Annotated in this window: 16 protein-coding genes and 1 pseudogene; 7 read left to right on the top strand and 10 right to left on the bottom strand. The window is 63.4% G+C overall.

Features of this window, described 5'->3' with window-relative positions; all coding sequences use genetic code 11:
- Nucleotides 1-11 precede the first annotated feature (11 nt).
- The 4 genes from AC57B1_RS18285 to AC57B1_RS18270 all read left to right on the top strand — a co-directional run bounded on the left by AC57B1_RS18285 (nt 12) and on the right by AC57B1_RS18270 (nt 4800).
- The gene (locus tag AC57B1_RS18285) at nt 12-845 is read left to right on the top strand and encodes a M90 family metallopeptidase (RefSeq protein ID WP_496418225.1); all 834 of its coding nucleotides are present in this window, start codon (nt 12-14) and stop codon (nt 843-845) included.
- A 238-nt stretch (nt 846-1083) separates the two neighbouring features.
- Nucleotides 1084-1350, top strand: coding sequence for a type B 50S ribosomal protein L31 (locus AC57B1_RS18280; RefSeq protein WP_007182076.1), 267 nt, complete (start codon nt 1084-1086; stop codon nt 1348-1350).
- 310 nt (nt 1351-1660) lie between these two features.
- Nucleotides 1661-3418, top strand: a complete 1758-nt coding sequence (locus AC57B1_RS18275) for an ArnT family glycosyltransferase (RefSeq protein ID WP_408343398.1) — start codon at nt 1661-1663, stop codon at nt 3416-3418.
- Nucleotides 3419-3420: 2 nt separating this feature from the next.
- On the top strand, nt 3421-4800 hold the full coding sequence (locus tag AC57B1_RS18270; RefSeq protein ID WP_496418224.1) for an MATE family efflux transporter: 1380 nt from the start codon (nt 3421-3423) through the stop codon (nt 4798-4800).
- A 189-nt stretch (nt 4801-4989) separates the two neighbouring features.
- On the opposite strand, the gene AC57B1_RS18265 is transcribed toward AC57B1_RS18270, so the two are convergent.
- Nucleotides 4990-5439 (bottom strand): carboxymuconolactone decarboxylase family protein, encoded by a 450-nt coding sequence (locus AC57B1_RS18265; protein WP_496418223.1) that lies wholly within the window; start codon nt 5437-5439, stop codon nt 4990-4992.
- Entirely contained in the window at nt 5391-5885 is a 495-nt protein-coding gene (locus AC57B1_RS18260; RefSeq protein ID WP_408343392.1) for a MerR family transcriptional regulator, read from the bottom strand. Before AC57B1_RS18260 ends, AC57B1_RS18265 begins: the two co-directional genes overlap by 49 nt.
- Nucleotides 5886-6235: 350 nt before the next feature.
- Between AC57B1_RS18260 and AC57B1_RS18255 the strand changes: the two genes are divergently transcribed.
- Entirely contained in the window at nt 6236-6811 is a 576-nt protein-coding gene (locus tag AC57B1_RS18255; protein WP_496418222.1) for a ComEA family DNA-binding protein, read from the top strand.
- A gap of 194 nt (nt 6812-7005) precedes the next feature.
- A pseudogene (locus AC57B1_RS18250) lies at nt 7006-7458 on the top strand (YidB family protein); the annotation flags it as partial.
- 200 nt (nt 7459-7658) lie between these two features.
- On the opposite strand, the gene clpB reads toward AC57B1_RS18250, so the two are convergent.
- On the bottom strand, nt 7659-10256 hold the full coding sequence (gene clpB, locus AC57B1_RS18245) for an ATP-dependent chaperone ClpB (protein ID WP_091794533.1): 2598 nt from the start codon (nt 10254-10256) through the stop codon (nt 7659-7661).
- Nucleotides 10257-10376: 120 nt separating this feature from the next.
- Nucleotides 10377-10877 carry an Rrf2 family transcriptional regulator gene (locus tag AC57B1_RS18240; protein ID WP_496418221.1) on the bottom strand — a complete coding sequence of 167 codons (501 nt, stop codon included), beginning with the start codon at nt 10875-10877 and terminating at the stop codon, nt 10377-10379.
- 303 nt (nt 10878-11180) lie between these two features.
- On the opposite strand from AC57B1_RS18240, the gene AC57B1_RS18235 reads away from it, so the two are divergent.
- Complete coding sequence (locus AC57B1_RS18235) at nt 11181-11726, top strand: group III truncated hemoglobin (protein ID WP_496418220.1); 546 nt, start codon at nt 11181-11183, stop codon at nt 11724-11726.
- Nucleotides 11727-11895: 169 nt separating this feature from the next.
- Here the strand turns inward: AC57B1_RS18235 and AC57B1_RS18230 are convergent, their stop codons facing one another.
- The 6 genes from AC57B1_RS18230 to AC57B1_RS18205 all read right to left on the bottom strand — a co-directional run bounded on the left by AC57B1_RS18230 (nt 11896) and on the right by AC57B1_RS18205 (nt 18368).
- Nucleotides 11896-12372, bottom strand: a complete 477-nt coding sequence (locus tag AC57B1_RS18230) for a molybdenum cofactor biosynthesis protein MoaE (protein WP_496418219.1) — start codon at nt 12370-12372, stop codon at nt 11896-11898.
- Between the two features lie 36 nt (nt 12373-12408).
- Nucleotides 12409-12666, bottom strand: a complete 258-nt coding sequence (gene moaD / locus AC57B1_RS18225; RefSeq protein WP_091794541.1) for a molybdopterin converting factor subunit 1 — start codon at nt 12664-12666, stop codon at nt 12409-12411.
- Nucleotides 12667-12692: 26 nt separating this feature from the next.
- On the bottom strand, nt 12693-13934 hold the full coding sequence (locus AC57B1_RS18220) for a molybdopterin molybdotransferase MoeA (RefSeq protein ID WP_496418353.1): 1242 nt from the start codon (nt 13932-13934) through the stop codon (nt 12693-12695).
- A gap of 269 nt (nt 13935-14203) precedes the next feature.
- A complete protein-coding gene (gene thrC / locus AC57B1_RS18215; protein WP_408343379.1) occupies nt 14204-15655 on the bottom strand; it encodes a threonine synthase in 1452 nt (483 codons plus the stop codon).
- 8 nt (nt 15656-15663) lie between these two features.
- On the bottom strand, nt 15664-16995 hold the full coding sequence (locus AC57B1_RS18210) for a homoserine dehydrogenase (protein ID WP_408343377.1): 1332 nt from the start codon (nt 16993-16995) through the stop codon (nt 15664-15666).
- 122 nt (nt 16996-17117) lie between these two features.
- Complete coding sequence (locus AC57B1_RS18205; protein ID WP_091794547.1) at nt 17118-18368, bottom strand: pyridoxal phosphate-dependent aminotransferase; 1251 nt, start codon at nt 18366-18368, stop codon at nt 17118-17120.
- Nucleotides 18369-18649 lie beyond the last annotated feature (281 nt).

Genomic DNA, 18649 nt, shown 5'->3' with positions numbered 1-18649 from the left:
TGCATCAGGCCATGCTCTCGAAACTCACTCACTGGCTCGGCACACGCCGGCGCGAGCGCGCGTTGCGCGACTACGCGATCGACGACTCGCTCTGGCAAGCCACGCTCGACGGCCTGCCGTTTCTCGCGCATCTCGATGCGCCAGACCTCGTGCGTCTGCGTGAACTGACGAGCCTGTTCCTTGCGCAAAAGGAATTTTCGACCGCGCACGAACTCGAACTCACCGACGCAATGACCGTGGCGATTGCCGCTCAGGCGTGCCTGCCGGTGCTGAATCTGAGCCTCGATCTGTATCGCGGCTGGGTCGGCGTGATCGTCTATCCGGGCGAATTCGTGATCCGCAAGACCGTCGAGGACGAAGATGGCGTGGTGCACGAGGTCGAGCAGGACGCGAGCGGCGAAGCGTGGGAAGGCGGCCCCGTGGTGTTGTCGTGGGAAGACGCGCAAATGACGGACGGCACGGACGCCTACAACGTCGTGATTCACGAATTCGCGCACAAGATCGACATGCTGAACGGCGAGGCGGACGGCCACCCGCCGCTGATGCGACGCTGGCACGCGCCGCTCGATGCGCAGGCGTGGGCCGACGTATTCGACCATGCGTACGACCACTTCTGTGCAAAAGTCGACGCGGTGCCGGAGCGTCGCTGGGCGAGATTCGAGCGCGATTCGCTGATCGATCCGTACGCGGCGGACCATCCATCGGAATTTTTTGCCGTTTGCAGCGAGGCGCTGTTTGTCAAACCGCAGGCGTTCGAAGCCGAATATCCGGAGCTTTACCGGCTGCTGGCACGCTACTACCGGCAAGATCCGGCGCGAGTCGGCGTGACGTTCCCTGCCGGCTGACCCGCAACGCCCGCCAGTCAAGGCCCGGCGGACGCAGCGCTCCAGGGCCGCGATCCGGCAGGAACGCCGCGAAATCAGCGCACACGGCTCGCAAAAGGCTGGCACAAAAGTCGTCAAGCGACTGATTTTCTGGCATAATCGCCGTTTTTCGACCATAGGCAAGTGGCTCGCGCCTAGATGCGGTCCGTTCAAAGACGGTCGCACGCGGGTTGGCTACCGCCAGATTAAAGGAAAGACCATGAAAGAAGGCATTCACCCGGATTACCGCGAAGTTCTGTTCATCGACGTGTCGAACGACTTCAAGTTTGTGACGCGCTCGACCATCCAGACGCGTGAAACCGCCGAATTCGAAGGCAAGACCTACCCGCTCGCCAAGATCGAAGTGTCGTCGGAATCGCATCCGTTCTACACCGGTCAGCAAAAGATCATGGACACGGCAGGCCGCGTCGAGAAGTTCCGCAACAAGTTTGGCTCGCGCGCTACCGGCAAGGTCGCAGCGAAGTAATACCCGCCTCCTCGCCAGTTCAGCCGGTTCGGCCAATTCAGCCGGTCGGGCGAGCAGCGAAGCAGGAGCAAAAAGGGCAGCGCGAGCTGCCCTTTTTTGTCGCCTTGCCGATCTATCGTCAATGGCAGGAAGCGAGCGCGGCGCACTGCCGAACCCGTGTTACCGCTCGTCGAATCACGTTGCGAGCCGTTACCGGCCGTGACGCGCATCGCACGGCACGACTACAATGCCGGATGCTCCAAATTGGCCATTCCAGCCGGACATGCCGTCCGGTCCCGGCTGCACCGCTTATCCGATATCCACACACCGCATGAGACCTGTCGTTCGCCTCACTGCCTCAGCGACCAGTGCGTTGCCGCGCTGGCTGCTGCTGACCATCTGTATCGTCTACGCATCGTTCGGACTGTTCGGCCGCGATCCGTGGAAGAACGAGGATGCAGCCGGCTTCGGCGTCATGTGGACCATGGCGAACGGCAGCGCGCACGACTGGCTTCTGCCGAATCTGGTCGGCAAATATCTCACTGAAGACGGCCCGCTCGGCTACTGGTTCGGCGCCAGTGCGATCCGCGTGCTTGCGCCGTGGGTCGATGCTAGCAACGCGTCGCGCGTATTTACCGGCCTGCTGTTTTGCGCGGGCTGCGCGTTCGTCTGGTATGCCGCGTACCTGCTCGGCCGGCGCGCCGAAGTTCAGCCATTCAAATACGCATTTGGCGGCGAGCCGGAACCGCGCGACTACGGCCGCACCCTCGCCGACGGCGCACTGCTGATCCTGCTCGCGTGCTTCGGCCTCGCCGAGCGCGGCCATGAAACCACGCCGCAGCTCGCGCAGTTCTGCGGTATCGCGATGCTCGTGTACGGGCTCGTGCGCATGATCGACAAGCCGATTCAAGGCGCGCTGATCTGGGGTCTCGCCATCGCGTTCGTGACCCTGGCCAGCAGCCCGGTGCTGGTCGGCGCACTACTGCTCGGCACGCTGGCGATGACCCTGATCGTGCGCGAAACGCGCTCGCGCTGGCTGCTGCTGGCGGGCCTGCCGGTGGCGCTCGTGCTGTCGGCGGCATGGCCGGTCGCCGCGCTCGCCACCTTCCCCGACGACGCCGTCTGGTATCTCAATCAGTGGGTGCACGTCAGCCTGAGTTCGTTCGCCGGGCCGCCGGGTTCGGTCGCCGGCTACGCGCTGAAAAACCTGCCGCTCTTCACCTGGCCTGCATGGCCGCTGGCACTCTGGGCGTGGTTTAGCTGGTCGGGCCTGCGCCGCGCGCCGCATGTGGCGATTCCGCTTTCGGTGATCGGACCGCTGTTCGTGCTGGTCGTTCTGCAAAGCCACCAGTCGAACCGGCTTTACATGCTGCTGCTGCCGCCGCTCGCCGTGCTGGCCGCGTTCGCGCTGCCTACGCTCAAGCGCGGCGCGATCAACGCGATCGACTGGTTCGCCCTCCTGAGCTTCACGATTCTCGGCAGCTTCGTGTGGCTGGTTTATATCGCGGGACTGACCGGTTTTCCGCATCCGCTCGCGCGTAACCTCGCGCGTCTCGCGCCGGGCTTCGCGCCGCAGTTCAAGATTCTGTCGTTTGTGTGCGCGGTCGCCGTGACAGTCTGCTGGTTCGTGCTGGTGCAATGGCGTCTTGCCCGTCACCCGAAAGTGTTGTGGCGCAGCGTGGTGCTCTCGAGCGCCGGCACCACCTTGATGTGGGTGCTGCTCATGACGCTGTGGCTGCCGGTCGTCAACTACAGCCGGACCTATAAAGACGTTGCCGAACAGATCTCCGCCCATCTGCCGGACGACTACACCTGCATTTCGCCGGTGCGTCTCGGCAATGCGCAGATCGCGACCTTTGCCTACTTCGGCGATATGCATTTTTCCTTCGACCAGGACTGCGACGTCATCCTGCGCCAGGATACTCAGGACTACGGCGAACCGAGCGCGATGTCCGACTTCGTCTGGAAGCTGGTGTGGGAAGGCCGCCGCGTGGCCGACCGCGACGAGCGCTTCCGCCTGTACGTGCGCATCGACCGTCCGAAGCCGCCAGTCGTCAAACGCCGTAACTGGCACAAGAAGTCCAACTGAGCATGCTCGCCGATGTACGGAAAATCGCCGCATTAGCATGGCCGGTCCTGATCGGCCAACTCGCGATTATCGCGTTCGGTGTGATCGACACGGCGATGGTCGGCCGTTTCTCGGCAGTCGACCTGGCCGCGCTCGGCCTCGGTTCATCGATCTATATTTCCGTCTACATCGGCCTGACCGGCATTCTGACCGCACTGCAGCCGATTACCGCGCAACTCTACGGCGCGCGCCGCTACAGCGAAATCGGCGAGGAAGTTCGCCAGGCTCTGTGGCTTGCGCTGGCGCTGACCGTGATCGGTTTCCTGATTCTGTTTTTTCCCGGCCCGGTGCTGCAACTGGCGCGCGTGCCCGACGCGTTGCACGACCGCACGGTCGCCTATCTGCGGATTCTGGCCTTCGGCTTGCCGGCCGGTCTCGCCTTTCGTGTCTACAGTTCGGTCACCAATGCGGTCGGCAAGCCGCGGCTCGTGATGATCCTTCAAATCGGCGCGCTGTTGCTCAAGGTGCCGCTCAATACGTGGTTCATCTTCGGCGGGTTGGGCGTCCCGGCGCTGGGCGGCCCCGGGTGCGCGCTCGCCAGCACCTTGATCAACTGGGCGCTTGCCGTGCTCGGAATGATCCTGCTGACGCGCGTCGATGTGTTCACACCGTTCGCCATCTTCTCGCGCTTCTGCTGGCCGGTCTGGCGGCGCCAGGCGGCGCAACTGCGGCTAGGCATTCCGATGGGCCTGTCGTACCTGATCGAAGTCACCTCTTACACGTTCATGGCGCTTTTCATCGCGCGCTTCGGCACGACGACGCTGGCCGGCCACCAGATCGCCGGCAACATCGGCGCGGTGCTGTACATGACACCGCTGTCGATCGGCATTGCTTCGTCGACGCTGGTCGCGCAGGCGCTCGGCGCGCATCGCCCGGAAGCGGCGCGCACGCTGTCGCGTCACGGCATCATGATGGCCGTGGCGATCGCCTGCTGTTACGGCGCAATCGTGCTGGCGCTGCGGCCTTATATCATCGAAGGCTATACGCCGAATGCGCAGGTCGTGGCCGCGGCGTTGCCGCTGGTGTTGATCGTCGCGTGCTATCACGTGTTCGATGCTTTGCAGATCACCACCGCGTTCGTGCTGCGCGCCTACAAAGTGGCGGTCGTGCCGACCGTGATCTACGCCGTAGCGCTGTGGGGCGTCGGGCTCGGTGGCGGCTATGCGCTCGGCTTCAACGTGACCGGCGGGATGCCGGAATGGCTGACTGGCGCGCGCGGCTTCTGGGTGGCAAATACGCTGAGCCTGGCGATTGCCGGCATTGGCTTGCTGATTTACTGGCGGGTCGTGAGCAAACGGCATTTGCATACCGATGCGGCGCTTCGGGTCGATTCGGCCGCGTGACAGGGCGCTCGCCGGCCGTAAGATCGCGAGGCTTCTTGCTGCTGAACCTGTAGCGCATTGGTCGACCACAAACGCGCTGTTGGGCGGGTTACCAGTAATTGACTGTTAGTTGCGTTGTCAGCACAAGAAAACGGCTGCGCAAAGCAGCCGCCGGCCCTACCCTTGGCATCGCCGCCCGCGGGCGCAACCTCAACCAGCGTGCGCGTCGGTCTCCATCGCCCGCCCCGCCCTCACAGATTGCGCGTTATTCGCGGCCTGATCATGCCGCTCGAAAATCTCATGCGCGGCGAACAGCGCATTTAGCGCCGCCGGAAAGCCCGCATAAAGCGCCATCTGCATGAACACCTCGACGATCTCCTCGCGCGTGCAGCCGACGTTCAACGCCGCCTCGATATGCACCTTCAATTGCGGCTGCGCGCAGCCTAGCGTGGCGAGCGACGCAATCGTTGCGATCTCGCGCGCGCGCAGATCGAGTTGCGGGCGGCTGTAAATATCGCCGAAGCCGAATTCGATCAGCAGACGCCCGAAATGAGGCGCGATCGGCGCGAGCGCGGCGATCACCTGCTCGCCGGCCGAGCCGTCGATTTCCTTCAGTTTGTCCCAGCCTCGGGTGTAGCGGTCGTTGTGTGCGTGGTCCATGGTGAGTCCTCTTCCGAATGTGAATGCGAGTGGGTTTCGCCGGTCTGTCGTGTCGAGCGATCCACGGCGGATGCGCGCCCCGCCGCCTCGTAGTACGCAATCTTGTCGACGATCGCGCCGAGATTGACCTGCAACTCGGCGATCCGCGCCAAAACCGCATCCCGATGCGCCACCAGCATGTCGCGGCGCGCGTCCACCGTCGGCTGGCCTTGCGCGCGCAGCGTCGCGAACGCCTGCATGCCGGCTATCGGCATGCCGGTCGCCTTGAGCCGCATCACGAACAGCAGCCAGTCGAGATCGGCCGGCGAATACAGGCGATGCCCCGCCTGCGTGCGCCCGACAGCGCGAATCAAGCCCGCCTGTTCGTAGTAGCGCAGCGTATGCGTCGAGACGCCGATCGTTTCAGCGACCTGCCCGATGGTGAGTGCTTTCGAGATATTCGACATGACGGAACTCAGGTTAGGACTTCGAGTGCACTCTAAGTCAAGCGCGGCATACTGTCATTTGTCTGCGCCGTCATTTTTTATGGCGCGTGGATTTGATCGATAAACTGACCAGAGCCTAATCAGTAGGCAAAAGGTTTAAATCTCGTTCACATTGATTTACTTGTCATCAATCGATCGGTATAAATCGTCCGCGTTCGCAAATAAGGGCGCGCAATTTGTTCTATGCTTAAGCGCAGCGCGTACTACACAACGCATCGTCCCTAGTCGTTACGAGTTGTCCCGAGTTGTCTCGAGTTGTCTCGAGTTGTCCCTTAGTGGCTAACTTTTTTGCCCTCAATGGAGTGCTTGCCATGCTGAAGAAGCTTTTAATGCTTTGCCTTGCTTTGGCTTTGTCGCTGTCGGCCGGTTTTGCGGCGGCCGTCGAAGTGAACTCCGCCGATCAGGCGGCGCTCGAATCGGTCAAGGGTATCGGCCCGGTGCATGCGAAAGCGATCATCGACGAACGCACCAAGAACGGCCCGTTCAAGGACGCCGATGATCTCGCCACGCGCGTCAAAGGCATCGGCGCCAAATCGGTCACCAACCTCGAAGCGGCCGGCCTGACGATCAACGGCTCGTCCACCCCGCCGAGCGGCGCCAAACCCGCCACCAAGGCGGGCAGCACCGCCACAAGCAAGGCAGCGCCGGCCGCCACTACCGCGGCGCCAGCCACGGCCGCGACCACGACGCCCGCCGCACCAGCGGACGCTTCGGGTGCGAAGGCGTCGAAGTCGAAGAAGAAGAGCAAGGCCGAGGCGGCAGCGGCTTCCGCGCCGGCCGCCGCGAGCGCGGCGGCGCCGGCTGACGCTTCCGACGCCAAGGCCTCGAAGAAGAAAGCGAAGAAGAGCAAGGCCGCATCGGCTGCGGCGGCCTCGGGTGGTGCCTGAACAGAACAGTTCGCGGACCGGACGCGCATGAGACGGAGTACGAAACAGGATTGAGCGTCGGCGGCGTAACGGGCTGAGTGCTTCGCGTGTGATCTCGTGCGACGAACCCACCGGCCCGTCCCGCCGCCTCCCGCCTTCCTTCCACGGCGCCGCGCAAACGCGCGGCGTTTTCACCCGCCGACCCGTCAAGCGCGTGTCGGCATTCAAGAGAGACCGTCATGAGCCTACTCGACACACTCGGTTCCCTGGTTGGCAAATCCCCCGAAGGCGGTGGCCAGCAAGCGCTGGTTGCTGCCGCACTCGAATTCGTGAATAACCAGCCGGGCGGCCTGAACGGCCTGATCGACCGTTTCAAGGAAAAAGGCCTCGGCGACGTGGTTGCCTCCTGGGTCAGCAACGGCGAGAACCAGCCGATCGCGGCCGATGCGCTGCACAGCGTGCTCGGCTCCGAGACCGTCACCAACCTCGCGGCAAAAGCCGGCGTGCAGCCGGATCAGGTCACCGGCCTGCTGTCGCAGATTCTGCCGCACGTCGTCAACGCGGCCACGCCGGAAGGCGAAGTGCCGGCCGAGGGCAAACTGAACGCCACCACTGTGCTCGGCGCGCTCGGCGGCCTGTCGGCGCTGTTCGGCAAGGGCAACGCTTAACCGCTGCTTAAACACACAGGCGTAAGCGCGCGGCCGCGCCACGCCACGCCACGCCACGCCACGCCACGCCAAGCAAGGCCGCCAGCGAAGTGCGGCAGCGGGCAAAAAAAACGGCAACGAAGTCACCTTCGTTGCCGTTTTTTACTTCGACGGGAGCGGCTCGACCGCTGCCGCTCCGTCGTTCACAGAGCGCGTCTCGCTTAGTGCACGACGCGTTCGAACACCAGTTTGCCGTCTTCCAGTTCGACCGGAATCACATCTTTCGGACCGAACTTGCCAGCCAGAATCAGCTTGGCGACCGGGTTTTCGATCTCCTGCTGGATGGCACGCTTCAGCGGCCGTGCACCGAACAGCGGATCGTAGCCGACCTTGCCCACGTGCTCGAGCGCCGCGTCCGACACCACCAGTTGCATGTCGAGCTTGGCAAGCCGCTCGTGCAGACGCTGCAACTGGATCCGCGCGATCGACTGGATGTTCGAACGGTCGAGCGCATGAAACACCACGACGTCGTCGATCCGGTTCAGGAACTCGGGGCGGAAGTGCAGTTTCACTTCCTCCCAGACCGCGTCCTTTACCGCTTCCTGCGGCTCGCCGACCATCGACTGGATCACCTGCGAACCGAGGTTCGACGTCATCACGATCACCGTGTTCTTGAAGTCCACGGTACGGCCCTGTCCATCGGTCATACGGCCGTCGTCGAGCACTTGCAGCAGCACGTTGAACACGTCCGGATGCGCCTTCTCGATTTCGTCGAGCAGGATCACGCTATACGGCTTGCGACGCACGGCTTCGGTCAGATAGCCGCCCTCTTCGTAGCCGACGTATCCCGGCGGCGCACCGATCAAACGTGCGACGCTGTGCTTCTCCATGAATTCGCTCATGTCGATACGGATCAGATGATCTTCCGAATCGAACAGGAACGACGCAAGCGCCTTGCACAGTTCGGTCTTGCCCACACCGGTCGGGCCGAGGAACAGGAACGAACCATACGGCCGGTTCGGATCCGACAGACCCGCGCGCGAGCGGCGGATCGCGTCGGCCACCGCGCTGATCGCCTCGTCCTGGCCGACCACGCGCGCGTGCAGTTTCTCTTCGATCTGCAGCAGCTTTTCACGCTCGCCCTGCATCATGCGCGACACGGGAATGCCAGTGGAACGCGACACGACTTCAGCGATTTCTTCCGCACCGACCTGCGTGCGTAGCAAACGCGGACGCGTCGGATTGTTCTGCTCTTTCGCCTCGGCCTGCGTCACTTCCTTCAACTGCGCTTCGAGACCCGGCAGCTTGCCGTACTGCAACTCGGCGACCTTCTCCAGCTTGCCTTCGCGTTGCAGGCGCGTGATTTCCGCCCGGGTTTTCTCGATCTCTTCCTTCAGTTGCGCACTGCCCTGCACCGCGGCTTTTTCCGCCGTCCAGATTTCTTCGAGGTCCGAATATTCGCGATCCAGCCGCTCGATTTCCTCTTCGATCAGTTGCAGGCGCTTTTGCGACGCTTCGTCTTTTTCCTTCTTGACGGCTTCGCGCTCGATCTTCAACTGGATCAAACGACGGTCGAGCCGGTCCATCTCTTCCGGCTTCGAGTCGATTTCCATCTTGATCTTCGAAGCGGCTTCGTCAATCAGGTCGATGGCCTTGTCCGGCAGGAACCGATCCGTGATGTAACGATGCGACAGTTCAGCCGCCGCGACGATCGCCGGGTCGGTGATATCCACGCCGTGGTGCAGTTCGTACTTTTCCTGCAGACCGCGCAGGATTGCGATGGTGGCTTCCACCGTCGGCTCGTCGACCAGTACCTTCTGGAAGCGGCGTTCGAGCGCGGCATCCTTTTCGATGTACTTGCGGTATTCGTCGAGCGTGGTCGCGCCGACGCAATGCAGTTCGCCGCGCGAGAGCGCCGGCTTCAGCATGTTGCCCGCGTCCATCGCGCCTTCGGCCTTGCCCGCGCCGACCATGGTGTGAATTTCGTCGATGAAGACAATGGTCTGGCCTTCGTCTTTCGCGATGTCGTTCAGCACGGCCTTCAAACGCTCTTCAAACTCGCCGCGATACTTGGCGCCGGCCAGCAACGCCGCCATATCGAGTGACAGCACGCGCTTGCCCTTGAGCGTTTCCGGCACTTCGCCGTTGACGATACGCTGCGCCAGACCTTCGACGATCGCGGTCTTACCCACGCCCGGTTCGCCGATCAGCACGGGGTTGTTCTTGGTACGACGCTGCAGGATCTGGATCGAACGACGAATTTCGTCGTCACGGCCGATCACCGGGTCAAGCTTGCCGGCCCGCGCGCGCTCGGTCAGGTCCACGGTGTATTTCTTCAGCGCTTCACGCTGGCTTTCGGCGTCCTGGCTATGCACCTGCGAGCCGCCGCGCACGGCGGCAATCGCGCTTTCAAGCGACTTGCGCGACAAGCCGTGCTGACGCGCGAGACGGCCGGCCTCGCCTTTGTCGTCCGCGACGGCGAGCAGGAACATCTCGCTCGCGATGAACGTGTCGTTGAGTTTTTGCGCTTCCTTATCGGCCTGGTTCAGCAAGCCGGTCAGCTCGCGGCCGATCTGCACGTTGCCGTCGGTGCCCTGCACTTGCGGCAGACGCGTGATCGCGTCGCCGAGCGCCGTTTGCAGCGCCTGCACATGCACGCCGGCACGCGAGAGCAGCGAGCGTGCCGAACCATCCTGCTGCGCGACGAGCGCCGACAGGACGTGAACCGGTTCGATGTATTGATTGTCGTGGCCGACGGCCAGACTCTGCGCATCCGCCAGGGCTTCCTGGAATTTAGTGGTAAGTTTGTCGATTCTCATCAAGAGACCTCCAATTTCGATTACCACCAAAATGAGGCGTTTTATCCAGGTTTCAAGCGCTTTTTTGCATCAGACAGCGAATATTTAACGTTTGGACGCAAGAGAACTGCCTCACCGTTTTCAGGCAATCGGCGCGGGATTACCACCGGCCGGCGCGACCGGCACGATCGGAATCACGCTGCTCAAGCCGAGCAGCGCGGACAGCGGGCCATGCGGCTGTGCCACCTCACCAATGGTATGTCGGTCCAGCTCGGAGAGAAAGGCATTACGCGCCGCTTCGAGCGCGCCACGCAAACGGCACTGCGGTGAAATGACGCAACTGCGGCGCTCACCTTGCTGGTCTGGAAAACAACCGACGAGCGCAAAGTCGCTTTCGGTCGCGCGCACGATTTCGCCGACCGTCAGCGCGCTGGTTTGCTCGGTCAGCCGCAATCCGCCGTTGCGCCCGCGCACCGTTTCGATCCAGCCGAGTTCGCCCAGCTGCTGCACGACCTTCATCAAGTGGTTCTTGGAAATGCCGTACGCGTCCGAAATATCCTGGATCGTCGATAGCCCTTCGCCGCGAACCGCGAGGTATAGCAAAACGCGTAGTGAGTAATCCGTATAGTCGGTCAGTCTCATAGGTGCAGGTATCACGATGAGCGCAAGCCGCGATCCGGGGATAACCGCGTCGATGCAAGGGTTGCCGTGGGCCGTCGCTTCGCCCTAAGATGCAGGCGCTACGCATATTTTCTTGTTCTGCGCAGTTAGGCGGTGCGTATGTTTCGGCAGTAATGGTAACGTTTCCTGCGTGGGGCATTCTTACGAAAAGCGGGGTATTCGCGGCCTACTTCCTTTCGTTTGGACTCCGTTTGAGGCCATTCCTGACGCAGTGCGGCGCCTTGTGGCGACGCACAATCGAGAACCGCACCTTTTGGACTTTGCATGAACCCGTCTTTTCCCGCCGCGCCGGTCGTCGAACGCGCTGTCGAGCCCACCGAGGCGAATATCCGCGAACTGGTCTACGCCTTTTACGATCGCGTGCGCGCCGATGCGCTGCTGGGTCCGGTCTTCGACGCGACGCTCGCGGGCCGCTGGGACGATCACCTGCCCAAGATGTGCACCTTCTGGGGCAGCCTCGTGCTGGGCGCGAAGCAATATCGCGGCAACGTGCAGCAGGCGCATCAGCCGCTCGAGGGCATCGAGCCGCAGCACTTCAGCCGCTGGCTGTATCTGTTTCTGGACACGGTGCAGTCAAGTTATCAGCCCGCCGCCGCGGTCCGCTTCATGGAGCCGGCGCTGCGCATCGCGCAGAGTCTGCAGTTGAGCCGTTTCGGCTGGGATTACAAGATCCCGGAGGAACAACAGGCGCTGCTGGAACGCGTTGCGCCCAAACGTCGTCCCCACGATGTTGACGAGGCAGCGCACGCGGCGCGCCCGCCAGGCGAGCCGTTTCCGACGCGCATTGTCGGCCGGTCGCGGGACGAATGACGCAGACGCCGCGAGGCTGCCGTTTAAACCCGTGCAGCGGGCCGGCAGGCATCGGCCAGGCCCGAACCGTCAGGAGCGCCTGCGAACGGCGTAAGCGGCGTCAAAACGCTTGCTGTTCCCAGACTCGCGGACCCGCTGACACCCGGATTCCACCGGCGCGCACCCGCGCCTAGTCCTCGGCACGATTATCCGATTCGATACCCCAGCGGGCGAGCGCCGCGTCGTCGGTGACACGGGCGTCGACCCAGCGCTCGCCAGCCTCGGTCTTTTCTTTCTTCCAGAACGGCGCCTGGGTCTTCAGATAATCCATCACGAATTCGCAGGACGCGAAGGCATCGCCGCGATGCGCGGCCGTCGTCGCCACCAGCACGATCTGGTCGAGCGGGTACAGCTTGCCGACCCGATGCACGACCAACACCTCGATGCCCGGCCAGCGCTCACGCGCGCTGACGATGATCGCCTCCAGCGATTTTTCCGTCATGCCGGGATAGTGTTCGAGCTCCATCGTCTCGATCGCGCTGCCGTCGTTCAGATCGCGCACGGTGCCGACGAAGCAGGCGACCGCGCCGATTTTCGGATTGCGCGCGCGTAATCCGGCGACCTCGGCGGTGAGGTCGAAGTCTTCCGTCTGGACGCGAACGGGCATCTGGGCCTCCTATGCAGTTGGGAGCGGCGCGGCGGATCAGCCGCCGGTAACGGGCGGAAAAAACGCGACTTCGCAGCCCTCGGTGACGCGAGTGCCGGCGCCGGTCATGACATGGTTGCAAGCCATACGCAGCGCGCGGCCCTCGGCCAGGGTGTCGGACCAGATGCCGCCGCGCGCGCGCAGCCAGGCGCGCACGTCGCCGACGGTTGCAATGCCGTCGGGCAGATCGACGGTTTCGTCGGCCAGATCGAGCGCTTCACGCACGCTCGCAAAATATCGAAGTTGAATCTTCATCGGGATGCCACCGGCGACCGCCGGCCTCAGTTCAGCAGTTCGGAAAAAGGAAGGAAGCGCACCGTCTCGCCGGCGCTGATCGCGTGATTCGGCGGATTGTCGATCAGGCCATCGCCCCAAACGGTCGAGGTCAGCACGGCTGAACTCTGATTCGGGAACAGATCGAGCCCGCCCGCCGGGTTGATACGCGCGCGCAGGAATTCGTTGCGGCGGTCGGCCTTGCTCTGCGTGAAATCCGCGCGCAGCGACAGTGCGCGCGGCGCAACCGCCTGCACGCCGGCCAGACTCAGGATGAACGGGCGCACGAACAGCAGGAAGGTCGCGAAACTGGACACCGGGTTGCCCGGCAGGCCGATGAAAAAGGTTTCAGCCGAATCCGGCGCCGCCGCGGTCTCGCCACGCCGCGCGACACGGCGCACCGCGCCGAAGGCGAGCGGCTTGCCCGGCTTCATGGCGATTTGCCACATCGCAAGACGCCCTTCTGCTTCCACAGCCGGCTTCACATGATCCTCTTCGCCCACCGACACGCCGCCGCAGGTGAGGATCAGGTCGTGTGCTTCGGCGGCTTCACGCAAGGTCGTGCGGGTCGCGTCGAGCTTATCGGCGACGATGCCGTAGTCGGTGACTTCGCAGCCGAGTTTTTCCAGCAGCCCGCGCAGCGTGAACCGGTTCGAGTTGTAGATCGCGCCGGGCTTCAGCGGTTCGCCCGGCATGGTCAGTTCGTCGCCGGTGAAGAAGACGGCTACCTTGACGCGCCGCCGCACGACGAGTTCGGCGCACCCGACCGAGGCCGCAAGCCCCAACGCCTGAGGCGTGAGCCGCGTGCCCGCCGGAAGGATGACCGAGCCGCTGCGAATATCCGCGCCCTGCGCCGTGATCCATTCACCGGGCTGCGGGCTGTGCAGGATCGTGACTTCCGCGCCGCTGGCTTCGGTTTGCTCCTGCATCACGATCGCATCGGCACCGGGCGGCACGGTGGCGCCGGTAAAGATACGCGCGGCCGTGCCGGGTGTCAGGGGCTCTGGCGCGTGGCCGGCCGGAATGCGTTGTGAGACCGGCAAGCGGCCGGTGGCTTGAGCGGCCAGGTCCGCGCTGCGGATCGCGTAGCCGTCCATTGAACTGGTGTTCATCGGCGGGACGTCGAGCGGCGAGGTGACGTCGGCCGCGAGAACACGGTTCAGCGCATCCAGCGTGGGGATCGACTCTGTGCCGGCAATCGGGCTCGCTGCGCTGAGCAGGGTCGCCAAGGCTTCGGCGGTGGCAAGCATCGGCGCGCGGGGCGTGGGTGTGGACATCTCTGGTCTCGAAGCCGCAGGTTAAAAGAATATTGTAGCGGTCGAAGCAGGAAGTCTGGGCTAAGGGGCGTTATGAGCGGATTTCTGGTGATTGAGCGCTTGCCGCGGGGTTCGCGGCAAGCGCCTTTGACATGCGGCGCATGAAGCGCGCCGACAGACTGGGCGTGCCCCAGGCGGTATGACGCGTCAAGGCGACGGCGGCTGACTTATGCGCTGAATCATGCGCCGCCTGATGTGCCAACTTACGCGCCTACCTTCGCGACGATAAAGTCCTTCACGCGCTGCGCATCCGCCGGCAGCACTTCGAAACGCTGCGGTAGCGATTCGAGGCCCGAGAACGCCGCGGGCCGTTCCGGTTCGCGCAACAGCGCTTCGCGAATCGTCTCGCCGAACTTGATCGGTTGCGCCGTCTCCAGCACGATCATCGGAATGCCCGGCTGCAAATGTTCGCGCGCGACCTTCAGGCCGTCGGCGGTGTGCGTGTCGATCATCGTGTCGTAACGCTCGAACACGTCGCGGATCGTCTCCACGCGCGATTCGTGGCTGCTGCGGCCCGACACGAAACCGAACTCCCGCACGCGCGCAAAGTCGCCGCTCGCGGCGAGATCGAAGCCGCCCTTCTCTTCGACGTCACGGAATAGTTGCAGCACGCGCGCCGGATCGCGGCCGAGCAGATCGAACACGAAACGCTCGAAGTTCGAGGCCTTCGAAATGTCCATGCTCGGGCTGCTGGTGTGATACGTCTCGGCCGCCTTGCGCACGCGATAAATACCGGTGCGGAAAAACTCGTCGAGCACATCGTTTTCGTTCGTTGCCACGACCAGCTTCTCGATCGGCAAACCCATCATGCGCGCGATGTGACCCGCGCACACGTTGCCGAAGTTGCCCGACGGCACCGTGAACGACACCCGCTCGTCGTTCGACTTCGTGGCCGCGAAATAGCCCTTGAAGTAATACACGACCTGCGCGACGACGCGCGCCCAGTTGATCGAGTTGACCGTGCCGATCTTGTACTTCGCCTTGAACGCGTGATCGTTCGAGACGGCCTTGACGATGTCCTGAGCGTCGTCGAATACGCCTTCCACCGCGATGTTGAAGATGTTCGGGTCCTGCAGGCTGTACATCTGCGCGGTCTGGAACGCGCTCATCTTCTTGTGCGGCGACAGCATGAACACGCTGATGCCCTTCTTGCCGCGCATCGCGTATTCCGCGGCGCTGCCGGTGTCGCCCGAGGTCGCGCCGAGAATGTTCAGCGTCTGGCCGTGTTTGGCGAGCGCGTATTCGAACAGGTTGCCGATCAACTGCATGGCCATGTCCTTGAACGCGAGCGTTGGCCCGTTCGACAGTTCCAGCAATGACAGCGGCGCGCCCTCTTCAACGCCCAGCACCTTCAACGGCGTGATCTGCGCGGCGCTTTCGTCGTCGCGCACGTTGCAGTACGTTGCCGCCGTGTAGGTCTTGCGCGTGAGCGCGCGCAGGTCTTCGGCGGGAATGTCGTCGATGAATTTGGACAGGATCTCGAAGGCGAGGTCGGCGTACGGCAGCGTGCGCCAGCGCGTCAGTTCGTCAGTCGTGACGCGCGGATATTCGGCGGGCAGATACAGACCGCCGTCTTTGGCGAGACCGCCCAGCAGGATGTCAGCAAAGGAGTGGTGCTCGCCGGCGCCGGCGCCGCGGGTGGACAGGTAGTTCATAGTTCGGCCTAGTTCAGCGCTTCCATGCGCAGCTTCGTGACTTGCGAGACAACGGTCTTCAGCGCTTCGATCGTTTTGATCGCGGCGTTGACGTGCTTTTCGACCGTTTCGTGCGTGATCAGGATGATGTCGGTTTCGCCCTTGCCGTTCGCGTCGACGTGCTCCGACTCCTTCTGCAGCAGCGCGTCGATGGAAATGCCGGTGTCGGCCAGAATGCGCGTGATGTCGGCCAGCACGCCGGTCACGTCCGCCACCCGCAGACGCAGGTAGTAGCCGCTCGTGACTTCTTCGATCGGCAGGATCGGGGTGCTCGACAGGCTGTCCGGCTGAAACGCCAGATGCGGCACGCGATGCTCCGGGTCGGCCGTGTGCAGACGCGTCACGTCGACCAGATCGGCCACCACCGCGGAAGCCGTCGGCTCGGCGCCCGCGCCCTTACCGTAGTAAAGCGTGGTGCCGACCGCGTCGCCATGCACGACGACCGCGTTCATCGCGCCTTCCACGTTCGCCAGCAGGCGCTTTTCCGGAATCAGCGTGGGATGCACGCGCAATTCGATGCCCTTGTCGGTGCGGCGCGTGATACCGAGCAGCTTGATGCGGTAGCCGAGTTCCTCGGCATATTTGATGTCGATCGCCGCGAGCTTGCTGATGCCTTCGACGTAAGCCTTGTCGAACTGCACCGGCACGCCGAACGCGATCGCGCTCATGATGGTCGCCTTGTGCGCTGCGTCCACGCCTTCGATGTCGAAGGTCGGGTCGGCTTCGGCGTAGCCGAGTTCCTGCGCGGCTTTCAGCGCGGTTGCGAAGTCGAGTCCGCGGTCGCGCATTTCCGAAAGAATGTAATTCGTGGTGCCGTTGATGATGCCCGCGATGTACTGAATGCGGTTGGCCGTCAGACCTTCGCGCAGCGCCTTGATGATCGGAATGCCGCCCGCCACCGCCGCCTCGAACGACACCATCACGCCGTTGGCGCGCGCCGCCTCGAAAATCTCCGTGCCGTGCACGGCGAGCAGCGCCTTGTTGGCGGTCACCACGTGCTTGCGGTTCTTGATTGCGCGTAGAACGAGGTCGCGCGCCACGCCCGTGCCGCCGATCATCTCGGCCACGATATCGATCGACGGGTCGTCGACCACCGCGTTGAAGTCATCGGTCAGCGCCACCGTGCCGGCCTCAGTGCCGAGCGCGGCTGTCGCCTTGGCGGGATTGCGCACGGCAATGCGCGCGATCTCGATGCCGCGGCCCGCGCGGCGTTTGATTTCTTCCTGATTGCGACGCAGTACCGTGAAGGTGCCGCTGCCTACCGTGCCGAAGCCCAGCAGTCCAACTTTGATCGGTTCCATGCAGCGTGTGTTTTCGAGTAGGTGATTAAAAATAAACAGGTCGCGGGTCTGGCGCGTTCCGCACGGCGCGGCGTCAGCCCGCATTGCCCGCGAGCGCGCCGCGCGTTGCGCCCTATTGTGCGCTAGGCCGTGTGACGTTTGCGGTAACCGTCGAGGAAACGCGCGATCCGGTTGATCGAATCCGCGAGGTCGTCCACGTTCGGCAGGAACACCACGCGGAAGTGATCCGGCGTTTTCCAGTTGAAGCCGGTGCCCTGCACGAGCAGCACGCGCTCTTCCAGCAACAGGTCGAGGATGAACTGCTGGTCGTCCTGGATCGGATAGATCTTCGGGTCCAGCCGCGGGAACATGTACAGCGCCGCTTCGGGCTTCACGCAACTCACGCCGGGGATCGCCGTCAACATGTCATACGCGAGTTCGCGCTGTTTGTACAGGCGCCCGGTCGGCACGATCAGGTCGTTGATGCTCTGGTAGCCGCCGAGCGCGGTCTGGATCGCGTACTGGCCCGGCACGTTCGGGCACAAACGCATGGAAGCCAGGATGCCGAGCCCTTCGAAGTAGTCTTTCGCGTGGCGGCGGTTCTCGCCGGCGGTCAGGCCTGAAATGAACATCCAGCCGGCGCGATAACCGCACGACCGGTAGCTCTTCGACAGGCTGTTGAACGTGACCGTGAGCACGTCTTCGGAGAGCGCCGCCATCGACGTGTGCTTCTTGCCGTCGTAGACGATCTTGTCGTAGACCTCGTCGGCGAAGATCACGAGGCCGTGCTGGCGGGCGATCTCGATCAGGCCGAGCAGCAGTTCGTCCGAATACAGCGCGCCGGTCGGGTTGTTCGGGTTGATGACCACGAGCGCGCGCGTATTCGGCGTGATTTTCGCGCGAATGTCGTCGAGGTCGGGCATCCAGCTATTCGATTCGTCGCAGATGTAATGCACCGGCGTGCCGCCCGACAGGCTCACGCCGGCGGTCCACAGCGGATAGTCCGGCGCGGGCAGCAGCACTTCGTCGCCATCGTTCAGGAGGCCCTGAAGCGCCATCACGATCAGCTCGGACGCGCCGTTGCCGATATAGATGTCGTCCAGCTCGACCCCGTGCACGCCCTTTTGCTGCGTGTAATGCATGATCGCCTTGCGCGCGGCGAACACTCCCTTGGAGTCGGAATAACCCGACGAACCCGGCAGGTTCAGGATCATGTCCTGAATGATTTCGTCCGGCGCGTCGAAGCCGAACGGCGCGAGATTGCCGATGTTCAGCTTGATGATGCGGTGGCCCTCTTCCTCGAGCCGCTTCGCATGTTCGAGGACGGGCCCGCGAATGTCATAGCAGACATTCAACAACTTGTTGGATTTGAGTATCGGTTTCACGGCGGGCACTTCATCCTGGTTGATGGCTTGGGCAAACCGGCGCGCGCAAACAGCAAAATGGGCCGGGCGGGTTCGCCGATAGGGGGAATTCGGGCGCGGCACGACCGGCGACGGCAAGCGGCGACCGGCGCCACGCGAATCGGGCCGAGTCTCAGGCCGAATCTCAGGCCGAATCTCAGGCCGAATCTCAGCGCCGGTTCGTCTAGCCGTTGTCGAGCCGTCGTCGCGTCGAGCTATCGTCGAGCCCTTGCGCAGGCCGCTTCGCGAGCCCTTCTCGCGTTGACGCACGC

The sequence above is a fragment of the Paraburkholderia sp. BGA-UO-ETr-F21 genome, assembly GCF_059567925.1.
Note: the sequence above shows the minus strand (reverse complement) of the source record. Positions and strands in the feature narration are given on the sequence as shown.